At 64.4% G+C, this 23,709-nt stretch carries 25 protein-coding genes; 17 read left to right on the forward strand and 8 right to left on the reverse strand.

Annotated elements, in window-relative coordinates:
- The first annotated feature begins 108 nt into the window (after window positions 1-108).
- From O3298_RS11165 to O3298_RS11175, 3 genes are read left to right on the forward strand one after another with little or no spacing between them, the layout of a single operon-like run.
- On the forward strand, window positions 109-837 hold the full coding sequence (locus O3298_RS11165) for a GntR family transcriptional regulator (protein ID WP_305059367.1): 729 nt from the start codon (window positions 109-111) through the stop codon (window positions 835-837).
- On the forward strand, window positions 812-1,579 hold the full coding sequence (locus O3298_RS11170) for an SDR family NAD(P)-dependent oxidoreductase (RefSeq protein ID WP_251348468.1): 768 nt from the start codon (window positions 812-814) through the stop codon (window positions 1,577-1,579). The genes O3298_RS11165 and O3298_RS11170 overlap by 26 nt, the downstream gene beginning before the upstream one ends.
- A 17-nt stretch (window positions 1,580-1,596) precedes the next feature.
- A complete protein-coding gene (locus O3298_RS11175) occupies window positions 1,597-2,289 on the forward strand; it encodes an aspartate/glutamate racemase family protein (protein WP_305059368.1) in 693 nt (230 codons plus the stop codon).
- On the opposite strand, the gene O3298_RS11180 is transcribed toward O3298_RS11175, so the two are convergent.
- On the reverse strand, window positions 2,286-2,756 hold the full coding sequence (locus O3298_RS11180) for a heme-degrading domain-containing protein (protein WP_034786432.1): 471 nt from the start codon (window positions 2,754-2,756) through the stop codon (window positions 2,286-2,288). The two genes, O3298_RS11175 and O3298_RS11180, sit on opposite strands and share 4 nt — an antisense overlap.
- Before the next feature lie 94 nt (window positions 2,757-2,850).
- On the opposite strand from O3298_RS11180, the gene alkB reads away from it, so the two are divergent.
- The 7 genes from alkB to O3298_RS11215 all read left to right on the forward strand — a co-directional run bounded on the left by alkB (window position 2,851) and on the right by O3298_RS11215 (window position 9,284).
- Complete coding sequence (alkB, locus tag O3298_RS11185; protein ID WP_305059369.1) at window positions 2,851-3,513, forward strand: DNA oxidative demethylase AlkB; 663 nt, start codon at window positions 2,851-2,853, stop codon at window positions 3,511-3,513.
- A gap of 91 nt (window positions 3,514-3,604) precedes the next feature.
- Window positions 3,605-4,534, forward strand: a complete 930-nt coding sequence (gene folE2, locus O3298_RS11190) for a GTP cyclohydrolase FolE2 (protein ID WP_305059370.1) — start codon at window positions 3,605-3,607, stop codon at window positions 4,532-4,534.
- A 24-nt stretch (window positions 4,535-4,558) separates the two neighbouring features.
- On the forward strand, window positions 4,559-4,726 hold the full coding sequence (locus tag O3298_RS11195) for a hypothetical protein (protein ID WP_289897666.1): 168 nt from the start codon (window positions 4,559-4,561) through the stop codon (window positions 4,724-4,726).
- An 87-nt stretch (window positions 4,727-4,813) separates the two neighbouring features.
- A complete protein-coding gene (gene blaOXA / locus O3298_RS11200; protein WP_305059371.1) occupies window positions 4,814-5,632 on the forward strand; it encodes a class D beta-lactamase in 819 nt (272 codons plus the stop codon).
- Complete coding sequence (locus O3298_RS11205) at window positions 5,629-6,024, forward strand: hypothetical protein (protein ID WP_305059372.1); 396 nt, start codon at window positions 5,629-5,631, stop codon at window positions 6,022-6,024. Before blaOXA ends, O3298_RS11205 begins: the two co-directional genes overlap by 4 nt.
- Before the next feature lie 86 nt (window positions 6,025-6,110).
- Window positions 6,111-8,564: a penicillin-binding protein 1A gene (locus tag O3298_RS11210; protein ID WP_305059373.1), complete on the forward strand. Its 2,454-nt coding sequence runs from the start codon at window positions 6,111-6,113 to the stop codon at window positions 8,562-8,564.
- A gap of 21 nt (window positions 8,565-8,585) precedes the next feature.
- Window positions 8,586-9,284, forward strand: a complete 699-nt coding sequence (locus O3298_RS11215; RefSeq protein ID WP_305059374.1) for a hypothetical protein — start codon at window positions 8,586-8,588, stop codon at window positions 9,282-9,284.
- A gap of 30 nt (window positions 9,285-9,314) precedes the next feature.
- On the opposite strand, the gene O3298_RS11220 is transcribed toward O3298_RS11215, so the two are convergent.
- The 4 genes from O3298_RS11220 to O3298_RS11235 all read right to left on the reverse strand — a co-directional run bounded on the left by O3298_RS11220 (window position 9,315) and on the right by O3298_RS11235 (window position 11,673).
- Entirely contained in the window at window positions 9,315-10,046 is a 732-nt protein-coding gene (locus O3298_RS11220; RefSeq protein ID WP_305059375.1) for a hypothetical protein, read from the reverse strand.
- The gene (locus O3298_RS11225) at window positions 10,046-10,612 is read right to left on the reverse strand and encodes a hypothetical protein (protein ID WP_289897672.1); all 567 of its coding nucleotides are present in this window, start codon (window positions 10,610-10,612) and stop codon (window positions 10,046-10,048) included. The genes O3298_RS11220 and O3298_RS11225 overlap by 1 nt, the downstream gene beginning before the upstream one ends.
- Before the next feature lie 79 nt (window positions 10,613-10,691).
- Window positions 10,692-10,979 (reverse strand): putative quinol monooxygenase, encoded by a 288-nt coding sequence (locus tag O3298_RS11230; RefSeq protein WP_305059376.1) that lies wholly within the window; start codon window positions 10,977-10,979, stop codon window positions 10,692-10,694.
- A gap of 121 nt (window positions 10,980-11,100) precedes the next feature.
- A complete protein-coding gene (locus O3298_RS11235) occupies window positions 11,101-11,673 on the reverse strand; it encodes an FMN-dependent NADH-azoreductase (protein ID WP_305055663.1) in 573 nt (190 codons plus the stop codon).
- A gap of 162 nt (window positions 11,674-11,835) precedes the next feature.
- Between O3298_RS11235 and O3298_RS11240 the strand changes: the two genes are divergently transcribed.
- Complete coding sequence (locus tag O3298_RS11240) at window positions 11,836-12,231, forward strand: helix-turn-helix domain-containing protein (protein WP_289911450.1); 396 nt, start codon at window positions 11,836-11,838, stop codon at window positions 12,229-12,231.
- Between the two features lie 6 nt (window positions 12,232-12,237).
- Here the strand turns inward: O3298_RS11240 and O3298_RS11245 are convergent, their stop codons facing one another.
- Complete coding sequence (locus O3298_RS11245) at window positions 12,238-13,281, reverse strand: AraC family transcriptional regulator (protein WP_305059377.1); 1,044 nt, start codon at window positions 13,279-13,281, stop codon at window positions 12,238-12,240.
- A gap of 222 nt (window positions 13,282-13,503) precedes the next feature.
- On the opposite strand from O3298_RS11245, the gene O3298_RS11250 reads away from it, so the two are divergent.
- Both O3298_RS11250 and O3298_RS11255 read left to right on the forward strand, forming a co-directional pair.
- Entirely contained in the window at window positions 13,504-15,498 is a 1,995-nt protein-coding gene (locus O3298_RS11250; RefSeq protein WP_305059378.1) for a glycoside hydrolase family 3 N-terminal domain-containing protein, read from the forward strand.
- Between the two features lie 369 nt (window positions 15,499-15,867).
- Entirely contained in the window at window positions 15,868-16,620 is a 753-nt protein-coding gene (locus O3298_RS11255; protein WP_289916135.1) for an EcsC family protein, read from the forward strand.
- Between the two features lie 130 nt (window positions 16,621-16,750).
- Here the strand turns inward: O3298_RS11255 and O3298_RS11260 are convergent, their stop codons facing one another.
- Together O3298_RS11260 and O3298_RS11265 are read right to left on the reverse strand one after the other, a co-directional pair.
- The gene (locus O3298_RS11260; protein WP_305059379.1) at window positions 16,751-17,869 is read right to left on the reverse strand and encodes a Gfo/Idh/MocA family protein; all 1,119 of its coding nucleotides are present in this window, start codon (window positions 17,867-17,869) and stop codon (window positions 16,751-16,753) included.
- Between the two features lie 27 nt (window positions 17,870-17,896).
- On the reverse strand, window positions 17,897-19,090 hold the full coding sequence (locus tag O3298_RS11265; RefSeq protein ID WP_305059380.1) for a phytanoyl-CoA dioxygenase family protein: 1,194 nt from the start codon (window positions 19,088-19,090) through the stop codon (window positions 17,897-17,899).
- A gap of 106 nt (window positions 19,091-19,196) precedes the next feature.
- Between O3298_RS11265 and O3298_RS11270 the strand changes: the two genes are divergently transcribed.
- The 4 genes from O3298_RS11270 to hpaR all read left to right on the forward strand — a co-directional run bounded on the left by O3298_RS11270 (window position 19,197) and on the right by hpaR (window position 23,677).
- Window positions 19,197-20,240, forward strand: coding sequence for a LacI family DNA-binding transcriptional regulator (locus O3298_RS11270; RefSeq protein WP_305059381.1), 1,044 nt, complete (start codon window positions 19,197-19,199; stop codon window positions 20,238-20,240).
- Between the two features lie 66 nt (window positions 20,241-20,306).
- Entirely contained in the window at window positions 20,307-22,115 is a 1,809-nt protein-coding gene (locus tag O3298_RS11275; protein ID WP_305059382.1) for a DUF885 domain-containing protein, read from the forward strand.
- 60 nt (window positions 22,116-22,175) lie between these two features.
- The gene (locus O3298_RS11280; protein WP_305059383.1) at window positions 22,176-23,135 is read left to right on the forward strand and encodes a DMT family transporter; all 960 of its coding nucleotides are present in this window, start codon (window positions 22,176-22,178) and stop codon (window positions 23,133-23,135) included.
- A gap of 86 nt (window positions 23,136-23,221) precedes the next feature.
- Window positions 23,222-23,677, forward strand: coding sequence for a homoprotocatechuate degradation operon regulator HpaR (hpaR, locus tag O3298_RS11285; protein ID WP_251348489.1), 456 nt, complete (start codon window positions 23,222-23,224; stop codon window positions 23,675-23,677).
- Window positions 23,678-23,709: the final 32 nt, after the last annotated feature.

A 23,709-nucleotide genomic window follows, 5' to 3' on the forward strand; every position in this document is an offset into this window, starting at 1 on the left:
GATTGTACGGTCTCGCGGCGCTTCCTGTCTGCGGCGCACGCGTGGAAAAACACTGTTTTTCGCATTGATGTATGATGCATCATAATTTATAGGCGATCAAAAACACGCATGAACCATTCATTGGACAGTCTGCTGCACGTCAATCTGGGCAAGTCCGTGTACGCCATGCTGCGCGAAGCGCTGGCGGCCGGGCGCTTCCAGCCGAATGACCGGCTGCGCATCCGCGAACTGGCGCAGCAGTTGGGCACCAGCGTCACGCCCGTGCGCGACGCCATGCTGCAGCTGGTGCAGGAAGAGGCGCTGGTGCTGCGCTCGCCGCGCGACTTCCGCGTGCCCGTGCTGAGCGTGGCGCGCTACCTGGAAATCCGCGCGCTGCGGCTGGAACTGGAAGGCCTGGGCGCGGCGGAAGCGGCGCAGCGCATCGACGCCGCCACCCTGGCCGACCTGGAGCGCCTGCTGCAGGCGAATGAAGAGGCCATCGCGCGGCACGACCTGGCCGCGGCGCTGCAATGCAACCAGGCGTTTCACCTGGGCCTGGCGCAGGCGGCCGGCATGCCGACCTTGAAACGCTTCGTCGACCATCTGTGGATGCAGACGGCGCCCCTGATCGCCGCCGGCTACGCCAGCTTTTCGCCCGACATGCGGGTGGGCCACCACCACGCCATCATCAGCGCGCTGCGCCAGCGCGACAGCGGGGCCGCGCGGCGCGCCATCGAGCAGGACATCCTCGACGGCGGCACGCAGATGCTGGCCTACGTGATGCGCCAGGAGCGCATCCACGCCGGCGCAACCGAAGAGGACAAGGAAGAACATGACGCACATCAAGCACAAGATTGAACAGAACATGGAACAGAAAACCGCCATCGTCACGGGCGCCAGCCGCGGCATCGGCCATGCCGTGGCCGAGCGCTTCCGCAGCCTGGGCTGGAGGGTCATCACCGTCTCGCGCAGCCCGATTCCCGGCGGCTGCCCGCGCAGCCAGGAGCACAACACGCATGTGTGCATGGATTTGTCGGACCTGAGCCAGATCGGGCAGATGGTCGAGACGCTGCGCCCCATGCTGGGCGACGCCAAACTGCACGCGCTGGTCAACAATGCGGGCGTGTCGCCGAAGGGGCCGGGCGGCTCGCGCGTCAATTCGCTGACGACGGACATGCAGACGTGGCAGGAAATGTACAACACGAATTTCTTTGCGCCGCTGGCGCTGACGCGCGGCTTCGCGCAGGAATTGTCGAATGCGCGCGGCTCCGTGGTGAATCTGTGCTCGATCGCCGGCTATCGCGTGCATCCGTTTGCCGGTTCGGCCTACGCCAGTTCGAAGGCGGCGCTGGCGTCGCTGACGCGCGAAATGGCCAACGACATGGCGCCGCTGAACGTGCGCGTGAACGCCATCGCGCCGGGCGAGATCGACACGGCCATCCTGTCGCCCGGCACTTCGCACATCGTCGACACGCAAATCCCCCTGCGCCGCCTGGGCACGACGGCCGAAGTGGCGGATCTGGTGGAGTTCCTGTGCAGCGAGCGCGCCTCGTACATCACGGGCGCGGAAATCCCCATCGACGGCGGGCAGCGTATTTAATTGAAAAGGAAGATCGCATGACACAACATATCGGCATCGTCGGCTGCTCGGCCGAAGGCGCGGCCCTGTGCTACCGCACGATCTGCGAAGAGGGCGCGCATGCGCTGGGGCCATATGAACACCCGGAAGTATCGATGCACACGCCGTCGCTGGCGCGTTACGTGGATTGCCTGAACGGGGGCGACCTGGCAGGCGTGGCCGAACTGATGCTGGCATCGGCGCGCAAGCTGGCCGCCGCCGGCGCCGATTTCCTGATCTGCCCCGACAACACCATCCACCAGGCATTCGAGCTGATGGCGCCCCGTTCGCCGCTGCCATGGCTGCATATCGCCGACGTCGTGGCCGCCGAAGCGGCGGCGCGCGGTGTCCAACGGGTGGGCCTGACGGGTACGCGCTGGCTGGTCGACAGTGCCGTCTATCCGGACAGGCTGGCCGCGCGCGGCATCGCTTGCGTGCGGCCCGGCGAGGACGAACGCAGCGAGATCAACCGCATCATCATGGAAGAGCTGGTGCCGGGCGTGGTCAAGGGGAACAGCGTGGCGCGCTTCCAGGCCATCATTGCCGGCTTGCGGGAGCAGGGCTGCGATGCCGTCATCCTCGGCTGCACGGAGATCCCGCTGATCATCAGCGACGCCAATTCGCCGCTGCCGACGCTCGATTCCACGCGCTTGCTGGCGCGCGCCGCCTTGCGCCAGGCGCTGGAAACCTAGCGTTCCAGCTGCGCCTGCAGCGCGGCCACCACCAGCGCGTGGTCGTCCGCCTGCGCCAGGCCGGAAACGGTGACCGTGCCGACCAGTCCCACGCCGCGTATCAGCAGGGGAAACGCGCCGCCGTGGCCCGCGTACTCGATATCATCGAGGTATTTCACGTCTTCGAAGGTGCTGCCGCGGCTCTTGTACGAGATGCCCATGTAATAGGAGCTGCGGCAAAAGCGCTGCACCGTGTTGTTCTTGCGGCGTATCCAGTCCGCCTGGTCCGCCGTGGCGCCCGTCATGGCGTGGTGGAACAGGATCTGACCGTTGCGCGTGATGTTGACGGTGACGGCCTTGCCCCGCTTGCGCACTTCCTCGACGATCCACAGGCCCACGGCCAGCGCGGCGTCGTTGTCGAAGCGTTCGAATTGCAGGGATTCTTCCTGTTGCGCCAGGGTTTGCAGCAAGTCGGCGTAATGATCCATCGTGGAGGAGGGCGGTAGTGGCTGGAAGCGCTACTGTAGCGCACCATGGGCCGGCCGCGCGCGCTTTTTCCGTGGCGCGGCTAAAATAACTGGCATGAACCTGTCCCTGTTTGCCGATGAAGACCAGATCCCGGCCGGCCCGGCGCCGCTGGTGCCAGGCTCGCGCGCGTCGATCCTGCTGCGCGGTTTTGCGCTGCCGTACCTGCACGAGATGCTGCCGGCGCTGGACGCCGTCGTGCTGGCGGCGCCCCTGCGCCACATGGCCACGCCGGGCGGCTTGCGCATGTCGGTCGCCATGAGCAATTGCGGCCCCCTGGGCTGGGTCACGGATGGGCGCGGCTACCGCTACGCGCGGCACGATCCGGCCAGCGGCCTTCCCTGGCCGCCCATGCCGCCCGTGTTCCTGCGCCTGGCGCGGCAGGCGGCGCTGGCGGCCGGCTATCCGGACTTCACGCCAGATGCCTGCCTCGTCAACCGTTATGCTCCCGGTGCGCGCATGGCCCTGCACCAGGACCGCGATGAATGCGATTTCACCGCGCCCATCGTTTCCGTCTCGCTGGGCTTGCCCGCCACCTTCCTGTTCGGCGGCACGGAGCGGGCCGACAAGGCGGCGCGCATCGCCTTGCTGCACGGCGACGTGGTGGTGTGGGGCGGCGCCGACCGCCTGCGCTTCCACGGCGTGGCGCCCCTGAAGGAAGGCGAACACGCGCTGCTGGGCGCGCAGCGCATCAATTTGACGTTTCGCAAGGCCAGCTGATCCGTCAATACGCCCCATTAATGCAAGATACTTGCAAATGCGGCCGTTTTTCTCCATGATATGCAACTTGTTTGCATATGGAGTGTTCAGCATGAAGCGCGATCCGATTTCCTCGCCCCTGCCCGACGTGGCGGCCGGCCCCCATCTGGGCAATCCCTTGCCGCTCGAGTGGGTCGGCATGCAGGGCATCGCCTTGCCCCTGTGGCTGGAGGAAGGCGGGCAGGCGCAGCAAGTGCATGCCTGGGCCGACGTGCAGGTCGACTTGCCCGACCCGCACGTGAAGGGTATCCACATGTCGCGCCTGTATCTGCTGCTCGATGCGTTCGCCGCCGCGCAGCCGCTCGATTCGGGCGCGCTGGCTGCCGTGCTGCGGCGCATGGTGGACAGCCATGCCGATTGCGGCAGCACGCAGGCGAGGCTGGCGCTGGCTTTTCCCCTGCTGCGGCGCCAGTCGGCGCTGCTGACGGCAGGGCTGTCCGGCTGGAAATCGTATCCCGTGCGCCTGCAGGCCAGTGTTTCGCCGCAGGGCTTTGCCCTATCCTTGACGGTGGAGGTCGGCTACTCGTCGACCTGCCCGTGCTCGGCGGCGCTGGCGCGGCAATTGCTCGCCGACGCCTTCGCGGCGCAGTTCGGCGCGGGCCCCATCGACGGCGCGGCTGCGCGTGAATGGCTGCGGGAACACGCGAGCCTGGCCACGCCGCACAGCCAGCGCAGCACGGCGACGGTCACCGTGCCCTTGACGGAACAGGCGGAACTGGACCTGTTTCCCCTGATCGACGTGGTGGAAGCGGCGCTGGCGACACCGCTGCAGACGGCCGTGAAACGGGCCGACGAGCAGGCGTTCGCGCGCCTCAATGGTGCTAACCTGATGTATGTGGAGGATGCGGCCCGCCGCGTGCAGGCGGCGCTGGCGCCATTGGTGCCACCGTACGCGCGGGCGCGTGTTACCGTACGGCATATGGAAAGCCTGCATCCGCACGATGCCGTGGCGCAGGCGGGCAAGCTTGCCGGAGATTGGTAGTCAACCACCGTGGAGGAGGGCAACATGCCGGAGAAAATCGAGCGGGACGTCAACGATGACAGCCTGGAAGAGGAACTGGAGCGCGAACGGCGCGAGCATGCGCTGATCGACGAGGAAAAGCTGGGCATGGACGAGCTGGAAGAGGAGCACCTGAAGCGGGAACGCCAGCCCGGCGGGCCGGCGGGCCGCTAGCTTGCAAGCGGATGTATCGGCGCTGGCATCGCGCGGCGCTGGCCGGTACAATTTCGCTTTGTCCTGCTCCCCCAACCCCGGAGGCCCATGAAATATCGCGCATTTTTTCCGTTCATCCTCGGCCTGACAGGCGCCGTCCTGGCCGCCTCGCAAGCCCAGGCCGCCACCATCTGCACCGCCATGGCGGACGCCAAAACGGGCACCGTCTTGCTGCAAGAGGGTAATTGCCTCGACCGCGTCACCCCCGCCTCCACGTTCAAGATCGCGCTCAGCCTGATGGGCTATGACGCCGGCTTCCTCAAGGACGAGCACAAGCCGACCCTGCCGTTCCGCCAGGGCTATGTGGACTGGGGCGGCGAAGCGTGGCGCCAGGATACGGACCCGTCGCGCTGGATGCAGTATTCCGTCGTCTGGTATTCGCAGCAGGTCACGCAGGCGCTGGGCGCCGAGCGCTTCCAGAAATATGCGAAGGCTTTGCGCTATGGCAATGCGGATGTGTCGGGCGATCCGGGCAAGGACAATAGCCTGGAGCGCTCGTGGATCAGCTCTTCGCTGAAGATCTCTCCGCTGGAACAGCTGGGCTTTTTGCGCAAGCTGCTCAACGATCAGTTGCCCGTCAGCAAGCAGGCGATGGAGCAGACGCGCCGCCTGACCCGCCTGGCGGACGTGGGCGGCTGGCAAGTGCATGGCAAGACGGGCGCGGCTTTCCCGCGCAAGGCCGACGGCAGCTTTGACGAAGCGCATGGCTACGGCTGGTTCGTGGGCTGGGCCAGCAAGGGCGAGCGCAGCATCGTGTTTGCGCGCCTGGTGCAGGACGAGCAGAAGGGACAGCAGTCCGCGGGCTTGCGCACGCGCGACGCCATGCTGAAGGAATTGCCGGCCCTGCTGGAGCAGGCGCAGAAGTGACGGCCAGCATCGTCGCCGCCACCTTCGTCGCTTCCGACGGCGAGTACTTGGAAGCCGTCATCGAGGTGGAGGGCCAGCGCCTGCACGTGATGGACGAGTTCGGCGGCGGGCAACTGGCCGCCGGCACGCAAGTCCGGCTCGAATTGTGGCCCATGACCAGCGAGCTGGACGACTGGGACGCCATCTTCGGCGCCAACCCCGGCTGCGTAAAGGGCGTGCGCCGGCTTGATGGCTGGCGCTACCTGGCGCTGGGCGTCGTGACCCAGGTCGATCCCGTCATCTGCGATTGCGGCTTGCTGCAACTGGAAAACCCGTTTACGACGCATGATGCGCGCTGCGTGGGCGCGTACGTGGGCGTTACGCTGGCGCGCCTGGATGCTTGCCTGGCGTAAAATCCGGCCCGCTTTGTTGCCCGCCCTATATACTTGCTGAAACGGATCATCCGGCATCAGACAAGGTTACAAGCATGGCATCAGGCATGGAGCAGTTTCAGGAAAAAGCACGGCAGGCATGGACATGGACGCGCGCGCAAGCCGTGCGCGCGGCGGGAGTGGCGTGGACAAAGGCGGTGGCGCTGTACCGGCGCGGCCACGCGCACCTGATGACCTTGTCGCCCGTGCGGCGCGCGCTGGTGCTGGGGCTATGGTCGTTCCTGGCCGTGCTGGCGCTGGTGATTCTGTACATGCTGCTGCTGATCCCCCTGACACCGAGCATCCACGACTTGCGCCAGGCGCGCGCGGCCGCGCCGAGCACCATGGTCAGCGCGGATGGCGAGGAACTGGCCCGCTTCGACCAGGGTTTGCAGGAGCGGGTCACCTTAAAACAGATTTCGCCGAACGTGATCAGCGCGCTGATCTCGACGGAAGACCACCGTTTCTATGAACATCACGGCATCGATTTCACGCGCACGGCGGGCGCCGTCCTGCACACGGCGGGAGGCAACCCCCAGGGCGGCTCCACCATCACGCAGCAACTGGCGCGCAATATGTTTCCCGAGGAAATCGGCCGCTCGCGCAACCTGAACCGCAAGCTGAAGGAACTCATCACGGCCCTCAAAATCGAGGCCACCTACAGCAAGACGGAAATCCTGGAAGCCTACCTGAACACGGTACCCTTCCTGTACAACACCTACGGCATCGAAATGGCGGCGCGCACCTATTTCGACAAGCCTGCGTCGCGCCTCGACATCCTGGAAAGCGCCACCCTGGTTGGCATGCTCAAGGGCACGAATTACTACAATCCCGTCGGTAATCCCGAACGATCCTTGCAGCGGCGCAATGTGGTGCTGGGGCAAATGCGCAAACATGATGTCATCGACGAGGCGCGCTACAGGCAGTTGATCAAACGTCCCCTGCGCCTGCATTTCGAGCGCCAGAGCGAGCGGGCGCAATCGGACAGCCATTTCACGGCGTATGTGCGCAAGTGGCTGATCGACTGGGCCGACGAGAACGACTACAACCTGGAGCGCGACGGCTTGATCGTGCACACGACGCTGGACCAGGATCTGCAGCAGGCGGCCGAGCGCGCCGTCGAGCGCCAGGCGAATGCCTTGCAGGCGATCGCCGACGTGGAATGGAGCCGCGCTGGCATGCCGTCATCGACTTCGACAGGCATGTATGCGGGCATGCAGGGCGGCAGCGTGCCATTCGATTATTTCTGGAAATCGCATCCGGCCCTGCTCGACGCCTTCGTGCGCGAGTCGGGCGACTACCGCAAGCTGACTGCTGCCGGCGCTACGCCGGACGACGCACTGGCGCAACTGAAGGGCGACCGCGCCTTCATGGCGGCCTTGCGCAAGTCGAAGACGCGCCTGGAAGCGGGCTTCGCGGCCATGGACCCGGCCACGGGCGCCGTGCGCGCCTGGGTGGGCAGCCGCGACTTTGCGCGCGAACAATTCGATCACGTATCGCAGGCGGCGCGCCAGCCCGGTTCCACCTTCAAGCCCATCGTGTATGGCGCGGCGCTGGAAAAGGGCCTGAGCCCCGAGCACGTCTACCGCGATGCCGTGATGGATATCAAGGCGTCCGACGGCACGATATGGCGCCCGACGGACATGAGCGGCACCACGGGGCGCGACATGACCATGCGCGACGGCCTCGTGTACTCGAAAAACACCATCACGGCGCAAGTGATGCAGGATGTCGGCTTGCCGCCGATCATCAAGCTGGCGCGCGCACTGGGCATCCGCGACAGTAAGCTGGAAAAAGTGCCGTCGCTGGCGCTGGGCACCAGTCCCGTCACTTTATTGGAAATGGTCAACGCCTACGCCAGCATCGCGGCCCAGGGCGAGGCGCGCCTGCCGTTCGTCGTCACCCACATCACGGATCGCGAAGGCAAGCTCATCGCCCGCTTCGGCGAAGACAAGCCCAAGCGCGCCATGAAAGAAGAATCGGCGGCCACCCTGACGGACATGATGCGCGGCGTCATCGACCGCGGCACGGGCACGGCCATCCGCAGCCGCTTCGGCATCCGCTCCGACGTGGCGGGCAAGAGCGGCACCACGCAAAACAATGCGGACGGCTGGTTCATCCTGATGCATCCGGAACTGGTGGGAGGCGCCTGGGTGGGTTTCAATGACGCGCGCGTCACCATGCGCAGCAATTACTGGGGCCAGGGCGGCCACAATGCCGTGCTGGTGGTGGGCGACTTCTTCAAGACGGCGCTCGACACGGGAAAACTGTCGCGCGACGCCATCTTCCCCGGCGGCAAGCCGCCACCGCCGCTGCGCCACGTGGAGCCGGTCGACGAGCCCGCGGACGAACCCGTGGAAGAGCCGGGCGATTTGCTGCAGGAAGGCGCACCGGCCGCGCCGCTGGCCATGCCGGCCGAAGGCGAGGGCGGACAGGAGTCGCATGGGAAGGCGGTGCCGGAGGCGGCGCCTGCGCCTGCGCCTGTTCCGCAGCCTGCGCCCGTGCCCGTGCCGCAGGGTTAAAAGGATCCAAGGGAGCATCCCATGCTTAAAAAACTGCTGCCGTTGATGCTGTGTTGCGCACTTGATTCCTCTGCGGAAGAATTGATCCAGGTCGGTTCGCCAACGGGCTATATTGAGCTAGCTCAAGTCGTCGAGAGCTCTTCCCTGGTGGCGCGGGTGACGGTCGTGTCCGCGACGGTGGTGCCGTACGAGGATGCTGCGGATGGGAAACACTGTGGCATTGTCTACCGGGCAAAAGTCGTGCAGGCATTGAAGGGCAGCCAGGACGGTGATGTGCAGTTTTTCCTGCCTGTGGAGACTTCTCCTCTCCAAGCGGGTCTCAAGTACCTGGTGTTCCTGGAACATCGAAGCGAGCGCCAGGCCAGAGACCTCTTTGCGTCCCTGAACGTGGCCTTGCCTTATGCAGAAAGCAAGCGTTTGAAGTGTAAATTTCCAGCGGGATATTACGTTTCCCTGCATGCGGCCCCCCTGGTATTTGATGCAGATGCCGGGAGACAATTTGGTGGTGAGTGGCTGAGCCTGGGAAGAGGCGGGGTGCCATCGGGCCTCGTGCTTTGCGAAGTACCTGTAACCAATAGCGCTAACGTGGAAAGCCGGCACCATCGACAAAAAAAATCCGGCGGCGCGGTGGTCAGCTGGATTGAAATGGCCCGCCTGATCAAAAGGGCCGATGGCGTGTTGAGCTTCTTGAACAGGGGACTCGATGCGTGCGGCCAGTAAGCCGTGCCGCCGCCCGTTCCAGTCTCGGATTTAGGGCGTATTGCGCCTCAACCCCGCTTGCCGCACGAACACTTGCAGCGCGGCCATGGTCTGCTCGTGCAGCGCTTGCAGTTCCGCTTCCAGTGCTGGCGTGACGGCCAGGCTGCCATCCGCCTGCCGGCGCACGGGCAGGCCCAGCGCTTGCGCCATTTCTACCGGGTAATTCGTGAAGTTGCCATACGGCCGCTTGCCGTCCACGGACGGGGTGGGCCAGCAGCCTTCTGCCAGGTAGTCTTCCGCCGCCATGCCCAGCATTTCCAGCGGCATCCACGCCTGTTGCCGCAGCAGCGTCAGGTGCCGCGCGGTCAAGGTGAACGGCGTTTTGGCGTTGGCATAGCTGCCCGGCTTCAGGTCGGCCATCTGCACGAAGTGGGGCAGCAGCAGCGATGCTTCCATCAGGCGCTGCGCGGCCAGGGCAGCATCCTTGCCGGCGATCGCTTGCATGGCCAGCGCCAGAGTGTCGCCCGTGCCCAGCGGGTGCTCCGGATTGAGCATGGGCGCGCCGCTTTCCACGGGCGACCAGCCGATGTTGAAACGCCGTATCAGCGCCAGGTGGTGCACATTGAGCACCTTGGGCAGCGGAGCGTCGAGGGTGGCCAGGATGCGCTGGTGCACGTCGCGCGGCAGGCCGGCGTCGGCCGCGCGCGCGAGCATGGGCGAGCACAGCAGGGCGCCGGCGAGGCGCAGCAGCTGGCGCCGCAGGGGCCGGTTCAGGCCCGGCATCACGGCGCCGTCAAGTCCTGGCGCTGGAATTCGATGCGGTTTTCTTGATAAGCCCACTTGGTGTAGGGGCCGAACACGCGCCGGTTTTCCTTGCTGTCGGCATTCGACACTTCGCGCTTCATGCGCCGCACGAGGGCGGGGTCCGTGAGCGGCGCCGTCGTGGCGGCGAACACGTCGTGCCGCACGCTCTGTTTCGCGTCGGCGCCGCGCGAGATGATGGTGAGCTTGCGCGAGGCGGGATCGAAGTACACACGCATGGCGAAGGTATTCATGTCCTGCAGATACAGGCCGTCGTCGCGCTGCTGGGCATAGAAATAATCGCCGCAGACGGCTTTCGGTTCGCGTTTCCACTCGCATGACAGGACGATCATCAGATGCTGGTCATCGAGTTGCTTGACCGAAATGCGTCCCTTGGAATAGCCCCAGGTGCTGGCCGGCACGGTTGCCGACGAGGCCAGGTTGTAGTCGCCCACGAGCTTGGTCAGGGGAGCTTGCGCCGAGGCGCCCGCGCAGAAAGTAAAGGCGGCGGCCGCAAGGGCGCCTTGTATCTTGGAAAAGGATGTCATGATGGCCATAAAGAAAAGTTGCCATATTATAGATGGCAACTTGCCAAGATGGCCGCGCGCTTGAACGGCGCGCCGGCCGTTACTTCAGCTTGCTTAATTCCGCCACGTCGATCTTGACGGCCTTGCCGTCAGTGGCGGCCACCAGGGTCAGGAAGTGGGGCGTCGCGTAGTGCGCCGTCAGAGCCGCCTTGTTGATCCATTCTTCCAGCATGATGAAGCGCGTGGGAATCTTATTGTCGAGGTGCAATTCGTAGCGCAGGCAGCCGCTTTCGGCGCGGCTCGGCGTCACGACGGCTTCCAGGGCGGTGCGCACGGCGTCGGTATGGTCGGCTTGGGCATCGATGGTGGCGACGACGGTCAGGGTCATGGTGGTCCTTGTGTAGTGATGGGGCGGATGCAGCTTAGCGCATCCTGGACTTTCATGCCTGCCATGTCCAGTCTGGCTGCGCCGAAACAGTTTCCGTCGCAGCCAGAAAATCCGCCGCCGCTTACGCTGCCTGCAGCGCGCCGATCTGTTCAAACGCGGCCGTCAACGCCTGTGCCCTGGCGGCGTCGCTGACCTTGACGCCTTCGGCGCGCACGATTTCGATCTGCGTGACGCCGAGGAAGCCGAAGAAGGCGCGCAGATGGCTTTCCTGGTGTTCCAGGGCGGCCATCGGCGTGTCGGCGCCGTAATAGCCGCCGCGCGTCGAGGCGATGATCACGCGCTTGCTGCCCAGCAAGCCTTCGGGGCCGTTGGCGCCATACTGGAACGTTTTGCCGGGCACGGCCAGCGCATCGAGCCACGATTTGAGCTGGCTGGGGATGGCGAAGTTGTACATGGGCGCGCCGATGACGATGACGTCGGCCGCCAGCACTTGCTCCAGCGCGCCAGACAAGGCGGCAGCGTCGGCGGCGCCGGGCGCGGCCGTAAATTGCGGCAACGGTTGCGCGGCCAGATCGCGGTAGTGGGCGGCGGCGCCCGGCGCGGCCGCTTGCAGGCGGGCGACGATGGCGGCGGATAATTGGCGGCTGAGGGAATGCTCGCCGAGGATGCTCGAATCGATGTGCAGGATGTTCATGTGGGCCTTCTTGGGTGGTATGATTGGGTGGTATGTTTTTGTAACTGAGTTAAATATAGTGACTATCAAATGAACGCACAAGAAGGCACTTTTTCCACACTGGGGCACACGGATGTGACTATTGGCGACGCCGCCGCGCAAGGAGCGGAGCTGGAACGGCGCATGCGCGACGAGGGGGGCCATGCGGGCGTGGCCGCTTCCTGCCGCCCGATCACGGATATCCTGACCCGCGTGGGCGACAAATGGAGCGTGATGGTGGTGATATTGCTGGGCAATGGCACCAAGCGCTTCAACGAGATGCGCCGCCTGATCGGCGGCATCTCGCAGCGCATGCTGACCCTGACCCTGCGCGGGCTGGAACGCGACGGCCTGGTGACGCGCACCGTATTTCCCACCGTGCCGCCGCGCGTCGACTACGCCTTGACGGACCTGGGCCGCTCGCTGTTGATCCCCATCAGCGCGCTGGGCGCCTGGGCCCATGGCCACCGCGACGCCATCGATGCGGCGCGGCTGGCGTTCGATGCCAAAGGCGCAGTCGAGCCGCCTTCGGGCGATTAGCCCCGTTCAGACGGCGGTACGGGCGCCTTGCATGTCTTGCCGGTAGCGCGCCGGCGGCAGTTCGAACTGGGTCTTGAAGAAGCGGGTGAACGCGCTTTGCGAGGAAAAGCCCAGGCGCTCGCTGATTTCCACCACGCTCAGGCTCGTTTCGCGCAGCAAACGGCGCGATTCGCGGCTCTTGGCGCGCAGTTCCAGCGCGCGGAACGACGTTTTCTCCTGCTGCAGCTGGCGCTGCAGGGTCCAGCGGTTCATCGCCAGGCCGTCGCACAGGGCCGGCAGCAGCGCGGCGCCATCGGCGTCGGCTTGCTGGCCCAGCAAATCGATGATGGCTTGCTCCACGCGGGCCGAAAACAGCTGCGCGCCCTGCAACTGCTGCAATTGTCCCTGCGCGTGCCGCAGCGCGTGCGGCGCCAGCATGGCGTTGAACTGGGCGAAAGGCCGGTCCAGCGCGGGCGCGTCAAACGTCAGCGTGTTGCGCGCCTGGCCGAAGGCGGCGGCGGCGCCGAAGCACTCGGCAATGGCTGGCGCGAACCACGGCGCCTTGCCCTGGAAGCCGGCATGGAAGGCAGTGGCTGCGCCATCGTCGTAGGCGCGCGCCACCAGCGACAGCATGCGGAAATTGGCCAGCGCCTGCATGGCGCCCCCCAGCGGGCAAAACTCGGACAGGTATTCGATCTCGATGCGCGTCCCATTCTCACTCATCAGCATGAAGTCGAATTCGCCGATCAGGCCCCGCAAGTGCAGCAGCTCGTGCAGGGCGCTGCGCAGGGTGGGGCGGTTGAAGCAGACGTGGGCGATGCCCGAGTAATGGGCGAACCAGTGCGTCACGTCGAGGTCGAGCAAGCCGCGGTGCTGCGGCAGCTGCTGGGCGTAGGCCGTCATGCGGCGGTGCCGCTCGGCGTTGATGCGCCCGCCAGGTTCCTCGAGCTGCGCCGGCGTGATGCCCGTCTGCCGGAAAAAGTCGGCGGGGTCGTGCCCATCGGCTTGCATGGCGCGCGCGCATTGCTGCGCGATCCGGTTCGAAACCGTGCGCGTATCGGGTTTGTGCAAGGGTGTCTCCTGCTTGTTGTAGTAATTTTTCACAAATATTAGCACTTTGTAGGAGATTGTTGGTTGTCGTGCCGTCTAACCAAAAATTGTTCTCGCGGGTATAAAACGCGTGCTGTGCGGTCAAGAAACTCACGCATTCTCACGCTATATTGATTTCGGGCTGGCCCTGATGCCACCCGGATACCTACAAAAACAGTCTTGGAGATAATGATGAATTGCACTATGAAACCGATGGCACGCATGGTCGCCGGCTGCGTCGCCACGCTTGCCCTGGCCGCCTGCGGCAACGACACCGTCAGCGAGGAATACACGCAGCCCGTGTTCGGCGCCACCACCTATAGCCAGCTCAAGGTCGACGGCTATACCTTCAAGGACATGAACCGCAACGGCAAGATCGACCCGTACGAAGACTGGCGCCTGTCCGCCGAGGCGCGCGCCGACGACCTGCTGTCGCGCATGAGCCTCGACGAGAAGGCGGGCCTGATGATGCACGGCACGGCGCCCACCGTGTCCGACCCTTCCGGCATCGGCCTCGGCGGCGCATACGACTTGACGGCCCTGCAAGACCTGATCGTCAAGCAGTACGTCAACACCTTCATCACGCGCATGGCGGGCGATACGGCCAACATGGCGTCCCAGTACAACAAGGTGCAGGAAATCAGCGAAACGTCGCGCCACGGCATTCCCGTGTCCATCAGCACTGACCCGCGCCACCATTTCCAGTACACGGTGGGCGCCAGCGCCGGCACCAAGGGATTTTCCCAGTGGCCGGAAACCCTGGGCCTGGCCGCCATCGGCGACGATGCGCTGGTGCGCCGCTTCGGCGACATCGCGCGCCAGGAATACCTGGCCGTCGGCATCACGCAAGCGCTGTCGCCGCAGGCGGACCTGGCCACCGAGCCGCGCTGGTCGCGCATCAACGGCACCTTCGGCGAAGATGCGGACCTGGCCAAGCGCATGGTGCAGCACTATATCGAAGGCTTCCAGGACGGCAATACGGGCTTGCATGACGGCAGCGTGGTGGCCGTTGTCAAGCACTGGGTCGGCTACGGCGCCACGAAAGAGGGTTTCGACGGCCACAATTACTATGGTCGCTACATGACCTATCCGGGCAACAACTTCGCCTACCACGTGAAGCCGTTCGAGGGCGCCTTCACGGCCAAGGCGGCCTCCGTCATGCCTACCTACGCGTTGCCGGATGGCAATATCACCATCGACGGCATCACCCTGGAGCAGGTGGCGGCCGGTTTCAGCAAGACCATGCTGACGGACTTGCTGCGCGGTAAATACGGATTCGAGGGTGTGATCCTGTCCGACTGGGGCATCACTTCCGACTGCGACGCCAATTGCCGCAACGGCACGCCGGCCGGCGTGGCGCCTTCCTTCATCGGCTTCGGCACGCCGTGGGGCATGGAAAACGCCACCAAGGCCGAGCGCTACGTGAAAGCCGTCACGGCCGGAATGGACCAGTTTGGCGGCGTGACGGAAGCGCCGTACCTGACGCAAGCCGTGCAGCGGGGCCAGCTGACGGAAGCGCGCATCAACGCGTCGGCGCGGCGCATCCTGATCCAGAAATTCAAGCAAGGCCTGTTCGAACACCCGTTCGTCGATGCGGCCAAGGCGGCGGCCACGGTGGGCAAGGCGGACTTCATCGAGGCGGGCCTGGAGGCCCAGCGCCGCTCGCTGGTCTTGCTGGAAAACAAGGACAAGGTCTTGCCGCTGGCAACCACCGTCAAGAAGGTCTACCTGTACGGCATCGATGCGGCCGTGGCGAAGCAGTATGGCTACACGGTGGTCGCCACGCCGCAGGAAGCGGACGTGGCCCTGCTGCGCGTGGCCGCGCCGTATGAAATCCTGCACCCGAACTACATCTTCGGCAGCATGCAGCACGAAGGGCGTTTGAACTATGTCGATGGCGACGCCGACTACGAAGCCATCAAGAACGCGGCGAAGTTCGCGCCGAAGACGGTGGTGACGGTCTACCTGGACCGCCCGGCCATCCTCGGCAACGTGCAGGACAAGGCCAGCGCCATCCTCGCCAACTTTGGCGTCAGCGACGGCGCGCTGTTCGATGTCTTGACGGGCAAGGCCAAGCCGCAAGGCAAGCTGCCGTTCGAACTGCCATCGTCGATGGCCGAAGTGCAGGTGCAGAAATCGGACGTGCCGTATGACACGGCCCATCCGCTGTACAAGTTCGGTTACGGGCTGGGGTACTGAGGTCCATGCATCGCACCTGTCAGATGTCGGCTACACGGCTGACAACTAGCGGCTCTTAGATTCAAAACAGTTTTCAAAGCCTGCTGCTTGTCGTATTTTTTGATCCGATGCCTATGTGCCTTTGTAAAGCTGTGCCTAACGAGTAGGACTTTTTTCGGCTCGTTTTGATTTTTAATGTACCGAAATAAAAATGGGCGACAGCAATTGTTGCCCATTTTTATTCGACAGCTACTTCAGCAACATTGCAAAACACCTCAAATATCATGTTGTATTTTTACGGAAATGCGCGAGAAAACAGATAATTCCATCGCAGCAGCATGATTTTCAAAAAATATTTTTTATGAATGGAAGAATGAATCTGCATTGAAAATGCAAGGCCAGTTTTCTTTCGTGCTTGAGAAGTTTGCTGTGTTGCATTTTGGAAATTACTATGTTAAATTCGCAAAATCATACTCAATGAAAGAAGATCTCGTGGCTAATGATTTGACGCATGGAAAAATAATGCAAGCGCTGGACTGGGCCTATGATAAGGCGGTTAATGGTGTTCCCGGCCTTGACTCCGCGGGTGAAATGGCGGACGAATATTTGGCAGGAAGTGGTACACTAGAAGAACAAATCAATTCGCTGATCCGTTGGCAAAACACGAAGGCAGGAACATCCGGTTTCATTACTGGTCTAGGTGGCATTATCACCATGCCAATTACCATTCCTGCAAATATCGCATCCGTAATGTACGTCCAAATTAGAATGATTGCAGCGATCGCCAAAATGTGCGGGCAGGATTTGCATAGCGATAGGGTAAGGACGCTGGTGTACGCATGTCTGGCAGGCGAAGCTGCGAAAGATATTTTAAAGGATGCCGGCATTCTAGTGGGGACCAAGCTGGCTATGAGTGCAATTAAGAATATTTCCAGCAAAACCATAACGACAATAAATCAGAGAGTTGGCTTTCGTTTGCTCACTAAATTCGGCGAGAAAGGGGTAGTCAATCTGGTAAAAATCGTTCCATTTGTTGGTGGAGTGGTTGGCGGGACTGTTGATGCGGTGACAACTAATTTAATTGGTAATTTTGCCAGAAACACGTTTATTGATTGCGTCGAGTTGCAAGCATCCGCAGTGTAAAGGCTGGCGATATTATTGTGCTGTATTGCTTTGTTAACTCCGAGAAACCGCAGCCTCGGTTCTTACCGCAAAGTTATTTGCTAAGGGCAAGGCTGCAATTTCATACGTAATTTGATAAAGAGATGACTTCTCAGCGAATTTGAATCCAGCTGCGCTCCTGCACGGAGCGCAGCGCCGCGGCTATCAGCCGGTCCACTTCGTAGCCGTCGCGGAAGGTGGGCCAGACCGGCTGGCCGCCGGCGATCGCCTGCAGAAAATCGCGCGCCTCGATGACGATTTGCTCGTTGTAGCCCGTGCCGTGCCCGGCTCCCTGGCTGAACGCCAGGTAGTCGGGGTGGGCGGGTCCCATCAGCAGGCGCTGGAAACCCTGGCGTTGCGCGGGGCGGCTGGCGTCGTACAGCCACAGCTCATTCTGGCTTTCCTGATCAAACGCAATGGCGCCTTTCGTCCCCGTGATACGGTAGGTGTAGCCCATCTTGCGCCCGGCCGCCACGCGGCTGAAGGTCAGCGCGCCCAGCGCGCCGCTGGCAAAGCGCAGCATCAGATTCCCCTGGTCGTCGTTGTCCACCGCTTCCATGCCGTGCGGGCCGTCGCGCCGCGCATGCACGGTATTCATGTCGGCCACCAGCGAGTCGACGGGGCCGCCCAGGCGCAGGGCCAGGTTGAGCAGGTGCGAACCCACGTCGGCCAGCGCGCCGGCGCGCGTTGCCGTGGCTTCCCGCGTGCGCCAGGAGGCGGGTGCGCGCGGGTCGTGCAGGTAGTCTTCCACGTGCTCGGCGGCGACGTGGATGATGTCGCCGATTTCCCCCGATTCGATGATCTGCCGCGCCAGCTGGCTGGCGGGCGTGCGGATGTAGTTGTAGCCGACCATGTTGGCCACGCCCGCGCTTTCCGCCGCCTGCGCCAGCAGCAAGGATTCGGCGGCCGTCATGCCCAGCGGCTTTTCGCAAAACACGGGTTTGCCCAGGGCCAGCGCCGCCAGCACGATGTCCTTGTGCGTGACGGGCGGCGTGGCGACGACGATGGCGTCGATGGCGGGATCATTGACCAGCGCGCGCCAGTCGCCGGTGGACCTGTTCCAGCCCAGTTCCTGCGCGCTGCGGGCCGCGCCTTCCTCGCTGCTGGTGGCGATGCAGGCGCAGACGGGGTTGCGGGCCGTGGGAAAGATGCTGCGCACGGTCTTGTAGGCGATGGTGTGGGCCTTGCCCATGTAGCCGGCGCCGATCAGGCCGATGTGGATGTCTTGCATAGGGAGTCTCCGAGACGCGTAGGGGGTTCAGGCTTGCTGGCGCCAGGCATGGCTGTCCAGGGCGTCGAGGAAGCGGGCCGCGGGCCAGTCCTGCGCCAGCGCTTCGCGCATGAGCTGCTGCTGCGTTGGCGGCGCCATGCCGTCGATGGGCTGGTCGCGGTCCAGGTTACTGGGAAAGGCATAGCCTTCGGCACAGGCGGCGATCGCGTGGCCGACGCCAGCGTCATCCAGGACGCCCTGCGCGCGCAGCGCCTGCAAGGCGGGATACAGGGCGGCGCTCATGGCGCGGCGGTCCAGCGTTTCCATGGCGCGCCCGAACGGCGACGACACTTGCAGCAGGTTGGCCATGCGGCGGATGTCGGGCGAGCGGTTATGCCCGGCCGCGTGGAACAGGGCCGGGTTGAAGAACACGGCGTCGCCTTTCGACAGCGGCAGCTGCACGCAATGCCGGGCGAAATAGTCGCGGAACGGCCGCTGCTGCCAGGCGAGAAAACCGGCCCGGTAGCGCTGCGAATAAGGCAGGTACAGGGTGGGACCGGATTCCAGCGGCATGTCGCAGTGGGCGACGGCGCCCTGCAAGGTCAGGAGGGCCGACATCTGGTGCACGGGCGCGGGATAGGCGGCGCAGGCGGCGGCGCTCTGGAAGCCCAGGTGATAGTCGCGGTGCGGCGCCTGGGCGGCCCCGCCCGGGTTGACGACGTTCACTTGCGCCGTCATCTGGTAGGCGGGCCCCAGCCAGGCCTCGGATATCCAGGCGAAGACGGGGTTGGCGTAGTAGCGCGCGAACGTTTCGGGCGCGCGCAGGCAAAGCTTTTGCTGGGCGTTCCAGATGCGGTCATTCGCGCCCGGCCTGGCGAAATGGTCGCCTGCCGTCTGGCCGCTGGCATGCTGCCCGGCGATCAGGTCGCGGAACACGCGATTTACCTGTTCCAGCGTCTCCATGTCGGTGACGGCCCGTTTGAGCACGATGACGCCGGGGCCGTCCATCAGCGCCTTGCCCCATTCGGCCTGCAGCGCGCGCAGCGAGGCCGGATTGGTAGCCAGTTCGCGCACGGCGTCGCAGTCGTAGACGAGAATATTTTCCTGCACCGCGGCGGCGTGCGGATAGTCGGCCAGCGCCGTGCTGCGGCTGACGGTGCCGATGAAGTCTTGCAGGTCGCAGCTTTCCGGCGTCAGCCAATACGGGGCGGGCGGCGGGGCGCCGGCGTTGGTGGTGTGCATGCGGTGTCTCCTGATTATTTAAGTTGTAGAATCAGTATAGGGATGAAAATCCGCATTTTTCATCAGAAAATCCATCAAAAAACCATCAATTCGAAATGGAGAGCACGTGACGCATCCTTTCCCCGTCAAGGTCGTGGCGCTGCAGGCCGGCGTCAGCGTGGCCACGGTCGACCGCGTGATCAAGCAGCGCGGCGGCGTGCACGCCAATACGGTGCGCCGCGTGATGCAGGCGCTGGATGAACTGGCGCGGCAAAGCACGCAGGTGGGCCTGTCCGGCAGAAAATTCATGCTCGACGTGCTGATGGTGGCGCCGCGCCGCTTTACGGATGCCGTGCGCGCCGCGCTGGAGGCGGAGCTGCCGTCGCTGCATCCGGCCGTGCTGCGTTCGCGCTTTCACCTGCATGAAACCCTGGAGGTGGACGGCATCGTCGACCTGCTGGAGCGCATCCGCAAGAACGGCAGCCACGGCGTGCTGCTCAAGGCGCCCGACTTGCCGCCAGTGGCCGAGGCGGTGAACCGGCTGGCGGCGGCCGGCATCCCCGTGGTGACCCTGGTGACGGACTTGCCGGCTTCCGCGCGCCGCAGCTATGTGGGCATGGATAACCGGGCGGCGGGCGAGACGGCCGCTTACCTGGTCGGCCAGTGGCTGGGCAGCGTGAGAAAAAAACAGCAGGTGCTGGTGACCCTGAGCAGCAACCGCTTTCATGGCGAGGAAGAGCGCGAGATCGGCTTTCGCCGCGCGCTGCGCGAACGGCACCGCCATTTATCCATCGTCGAAGTGAGCGAAGGCCACGGCATCGACGGCGCCACGGGCGCGCTGGTGCGGCAAGCGCTGGCCGACCATCCGGCCATCGCCGCCGTGTATTCCATCGGCGGCGGCAATGCCGCCATCGTGCGGGCCTTTGCCCAGGCCGGCCGGCGCTGCCAGGTCTTCATCGGCCATGACCTGGACGCGGACAATGTGGCGCTGCTCAAGTCTGGCGCCATCCACGCCGTGCTGCACCACGACCTGGGCCAGGACATGCGCCGCGCCTGCCAGGAAATCCTGCGTGCGCAGGGCGCGCTGCCGGCATTGGCGCAGCCGGCCTGCCTGTCCGCCATCCAGATCGTCACGCCGTGGAACCTGCCCGCCCTGAATGGCCTGAATTGACAGGCATGCGAGGCTGGCCGATACTCGCCGCTTCGCTCATCGCTCACCCTTGAAGGAAACCCCCCGATGTCCGTCATCCCGAAATTGCATCAAACCGTGCTTGCCGCCTTGCTCTCCACCGCGTTTGCCATGCCGGCCATGGCCGCCGCCCCCGCAGCTGCGGCAGCCCCGTCGGCCTGGGTCGAGGCCAGCAACCGCAACGCGGCCATCGTGCTGGCGGCGCAGGCGCAGTTCTCGCCTGAAAACGCTTCCGACACGGGCCTGGTGCAGTACGACGGCCTGGCTGCCGACCTGGGACCCAATATTGTCGAACGCCAGGTGGCGGCCATGCAGCAGGCGCGCGCGCAATTGCAGCAAAAGCTGGAACTTGAACGCGACGAACGCATTCGCCAGGACCTGGAGATTTTGATCGGCGCCGTCGACCAGGAAATCGCTGGCACCCAGCTGGAAGCCAAGTACGCCTTGCCGTGGGTTGATGTGCCGCAAATGGTCTTTGGCAGCATGCAAAGCCTGCTGCAGGAACAGCGCCCGGCCGCGCGCCGCGCCAAGGCGCTGGAACGGCTGCAGCGCTATGTCGGGCAATACCCGGGCAGCACGCCGATCACGCAGCAGGCGATGGCCCGCTTCACGGAGCAAATCGGCAAGCCCGGCCTGGCGGGACCCGTGCGCCTGCAGGTGGAGCAGTCGCTGGAAAACGTGCCGACGTATGTCGCCGGCATCCGCAAGCTGTTCGCCGACATGCAGATCGCGGGCGCGGAGAGCGCGTTGGCGGCCATGGAACAGCAGCTGACCGAGTATGCGGCGTGGGAAAAGCAGGTGGTGCTGCCCCTGTCGCGCACGGATTTCCGCATGGCGCCCGAGCTGTATGCGTTTCGCCTGAAGCAGGTGGGCATCGACATCGAGCCGCGCACGCTGGTCGAACGGGCGCAAGTGGCGTACCTGGAAACGCGCGCCGCCATGCAGGCGCTGGCGCCTGTGGTAGCGGAGAGAACGTCGCTCAAGGGTATCGACGGCAGCGATTACCGCCAGGTGCTGCGCGCGCTGAAAAGCGCTCCGATTCCCAACGCGCAGCTCGAAGCGCATTACAAAGGCGTCAATACGCAGCTCGAAGAACGCATCGCCCGGCAGCGCGTGGTCGATATTCCTGCGCGCGCCATGACCATGCGCCTGGCGTCCGCCGCCGAATCGGCGGCCCAGCCGGCGCCGCATATGCGTCCACCTCCGCTGATCGGCAATACGGGAGAACACGGCCAGTTCGTCCTCCCCGTCAGCAATCCCGCCGCCAGCGGCAAGGGCGAGGCGTATGACGATTTCAATTTCGCTGGCGCCGCCTGGACCCTGAGCGCACACGAGGGCCGCCCTGGCCACGAGCTGCAGTTCAGCGCCATGGTGGAGCGGGGCGTGTCGCAGGCGCGCAGCCTGTACGCGTTCAACAGCGTCAACGTGGAAGGCTGGGCGCTGTACGCGGAAGCGGAGATGATTCCCTACGAGCCGGCCGAAGGCCAGTTCATCGCGCTGCAGTTCCGCATGCTGCGCGCGGCGCGCGCCATGCTGGACCCGATGCTGAACCTGGGGCAGGTCACGCGCGAAGAGGCGGGCCGCATCCTGACGGACGAGGTGATGCTGTCGACACCGATGGCCCGCCAGGAACTGGACCGCTACACCTTCAATATGCCGGGCCAGGCGGGCAGCTATTTCTATGGCTACACGCGCATCCTGCAGCTGCGCGCGGAAACGGAGCTGGCGCTGGGAGACAGATTCGACCGCCTGGCCTTTAATAACTTCCTGCTGGGCCAGGGCTTGCTGCCGCCGGACTTGCTGGCCAGGGCCGTGCGCGAACATTTCATCCCCGCGCAGAGAAAAGCCAGGGGCTGACGGCGGTCTCCTGCGCATGCCATACTGGCGCCCTTGAATGAAAACGTGAGAGTGGCAGGCATGTGGCGTGGGATCGTATGTGGTGTGCTGGCCGGCGCCTTTTGGGGCGCCGTTTTCATTGTGCCCGTCTTGCTGCCGGATTTTTCCCCGGTCGAGCTGATGGTGGGGCGCTACATCTGCTATGGCGCGCTGGCGGCCGGCCTGATGCTGCCGCGCCTCTTGCCACTGCTGCGGCGCTTGCGGCGCAGCGACTGGCTGGCCATGCTGCGCCAGGCGCTGGCCGGCAATGTCGTGTATTACCTGCTGCTGGCCTACGGCGTCAAGCTGGCCGGCGTGGCACCCACTTCCCTGATCATCGGCTTGCTGCCCCTGAGCGTCACCATCCTGGGCCGCAAGGACCACGGCGCGCTGCCGTTGCGCCAGCTGGCCTGGCCGCTGCTGGTGGTAGCGCTGGGCATCGCCTGTATCAATGTCGATATCTTCAGCCATGCAGGCGGCGCGGGCGGCGCCGGTCTGGCGCACAAGCTGGCCGGCGTGCTGTGCGCCGTTGGCGCGCTCGCCTGCTGGACCTGGTATGCGCTCGACAATGCCCGTTTCCTCAAGCGCCACGCGCATTTCAGTTCCGTGGAATGGGCCATGCTGTATGGCCTGGCCAGCGGCGTCATCGCCCTGGCCGTTGGCGCCGCGATGCTGGCGCTGCAGCAGGCAAGTGGCGCCGACGACGCGCCGGCGCGCGACTGGCACCGCTACTGGCTCGTGTGTTTGCTGCTGGCGCTGGGCGCTTCCGTGATCGGCAACTACCTGTGGAATCTGGCGTCGCGCCTGGTGCCGGTCACCTTGTCGGGCCAGCTGATCCTGTCGGAAACCCTGTTCGCGCTGCTGTACGGCTTCGTCTACGCGCAGCGCATGCCGCGCCCCCTGGAATGGGCCGCCATGGTCTTGCTGACGGCGGGCGTGCTGTGGTCCGTGCGGCGGCATGCGCAGGAGGAGGGAGCAGGGCAGGAGGCAGGACGGACGTAGCGAAAAATACATCGTTGCCGGCCTGCCGTTTGCACTGGCCGGGCCGTATAATTACGCTAATTTTCCGCCCACCCAGGGAGTTCCGCTTGCAGCTACCGATCCGTTATCCGAACATGCCGCAACTGCTGCTGAAGGCCCGCGACAGCCTGCTCCAGCATTTCCGCCCCATCCTCAACCACTTCGGCGTGACGGAGCAGCAGTGGCGCATCATGCGCGCGCTGAACGAAAGCCCGACCCTGGAACCGCGCGAACTGTGCGAGATCTGCCAGATTTCCAGTCCCAGCATGAGCGGCATCCTGGCGCGCATGGAAGAAATCGGCTTGATCGGGCGCAGCAAGTTCGAAGGCGACCAGCGCCGCCGCAAGGTGCACCTGTCGGAAGCGGGCGCCAGCCTGCTGCTGCAGATGGGCAAGCTGATCGACCTGCAATATGAACACCTGGAAGCGGCCTACGGCAAGCAAGTGTTCGAAGACATGCGCCGCACCCTGGAAGCCTTCATTGCCCTCGAAACCCTGCCGGTGGCGCCCGCCATCCTGCGCTGACCATCCCGCTTTTTCATCGTTTTTCCGCCTGC

This window comes from Janthinobacterium sp. SUN137 (genome assembly GCF_030587265.1).
GTDB lineage: Bacteria > Pseudomonadota > Gammaproteobacteria > Burkholderiales > Burkholderiaceae_D > Janthinobacterium > Janthinobacterium kumbetense.

Coding starts and splice junctions, on each gene's coding strand:
- O3298_RS11280 (WP_305059383.1), top strand. CDS start 22,176: ATGTGGCGTGGGATCGTATGTGGTGTGCTGGCCGGCGCCTTTTGGGGC.
- folE2 (WP_305059370.1), top strand. CDS start 3,605: ATGAAGCGCGATCCGATTTCCTCGCCCCTGCCCGACGTGGCGGCCGGC.
- O3298_RS11175 (WP_305059368.1), top strand. CDS start 1,597: ATGACACAACATATCGGCATCGTCGGCTGCTCGGCCGAAGGCGCGGCC.
- O3298_RS11235 (WP_305055663.1), bottom strand. CDS start 11,673: ATGAACATCCTGCACATCGATTCGAGCATCCTCGGCGAGCATTCCCTC.
- O3298_RS11230 (WP_305059376.1), bottom strand. CDS start 10,979: ATGACCCTGACCGTCGTCGCCACCATCGATGCCCAAGCCGACCATACC.
- O3298_RS11250 (WP_305059378.1), top strand. CDS start 13,504: ATGAAACCGATGGCACGCATGGTCGCCGGCTGCGTCGCCACGCTTGCC.
- O3298_RS11225 (WP_289897672.1), bottom strand. CDS start 10,612: ATGACATCCTTTTCCAAGATACAAGGCGCCCTTGCGGCCGCCGCCTTT.
- O3298_RS11165 (WP_305059367.1), top strand. CDS start 109: ATGAACCATTCATTGGACAGTCTGCTGCACGTCAATCTGGGCAAGTCC.
- O3298_RS11180 (WP_034786432.1), bottom strand. CDS start 2,756: ATGGATCATTACGCCGACTTGCTGCAAACCCTGGCGCAACAGGAAGAA.
- O3298_RS11265 (WP_305059380.1), bottom strand. CDS start 19,090: ATGCACACCACCAACGCCGGCGCCCCGCCGCCCGCCCCGTATTGGCTG.
- O3298_RS11215 (WP_305059374.1), top strand. CDS start 8,586: ATGCTTAAAAAACTGCTGCCGTTGATGCTGTGTTGCGCACTTGATTCC.
- O3298_RS11220 (WP_305059375.1), bottom strand. CDS start 10,046: ATGCCGGGCCTGAACCGGCCCCTGCGGCGCCAGCTGCTGCGCCTCGCC.
- O3298_RS11260 (WP_305059379.1), bottom strand. CDS start 17,869: ATGCAAGACATCCACATCGGCCTGATCGGCGCCGGCTACATGGGCAAG.
- O3298_RS11195 (WP_289897666.1), top strand. CDS start 4,559: ATGCCGGAGAAAATCGAGCGGGACGTCAACGATGACAGCCTGGAAGAG.
- O3298_RS11255 (WP_289916135.1), top strand. CDS start 15,868: ATGCAAGGCCAGTTTTCTTTCGTGCTTGAGAAGTTTGCTGTGTTGCAT.
- O3298_RS11275 (WP_305059382.1), top strand. CDS start 20,307: ATGTCCGTCATCCCGAAATTGCATCAAACCGTGCTTGCCGCCTTGCTC.
- blaOXA (WP_305059371.1), top strand. CDS start 4,814: ATGAAATATCGCGCATTTTTTCCGTTCATCCTCGGCCTGACAGGCGCC.
- alkB (WP_305059369.1), top strand. CDS start 2,851: ATGAACCTGTCCCTGTTTGCCGATGAAGACCAGATCCCGGCCGGCCCG.
- O3298_RS11210 (WP_305059373.1), top strand. CDS start 6,111: ATGGAGCAGTTTCAGGAAAAAGCACGGCAGGCATGGACATGGACGCGC.
- O3298_RS11170 (WP_251348468.1), top strand. CDS start 812: ATGACGCACATCAAGCACAAGATTGAACAGAACATGGAACAGAAAACC.
- O3298_RS11240 (WP_289911450.1), top strand. CDS start 11,836: ATGCGCGACGAGGGGGGCCATGCGGGCGTGGCCGCTTCCTGCCGCCCG.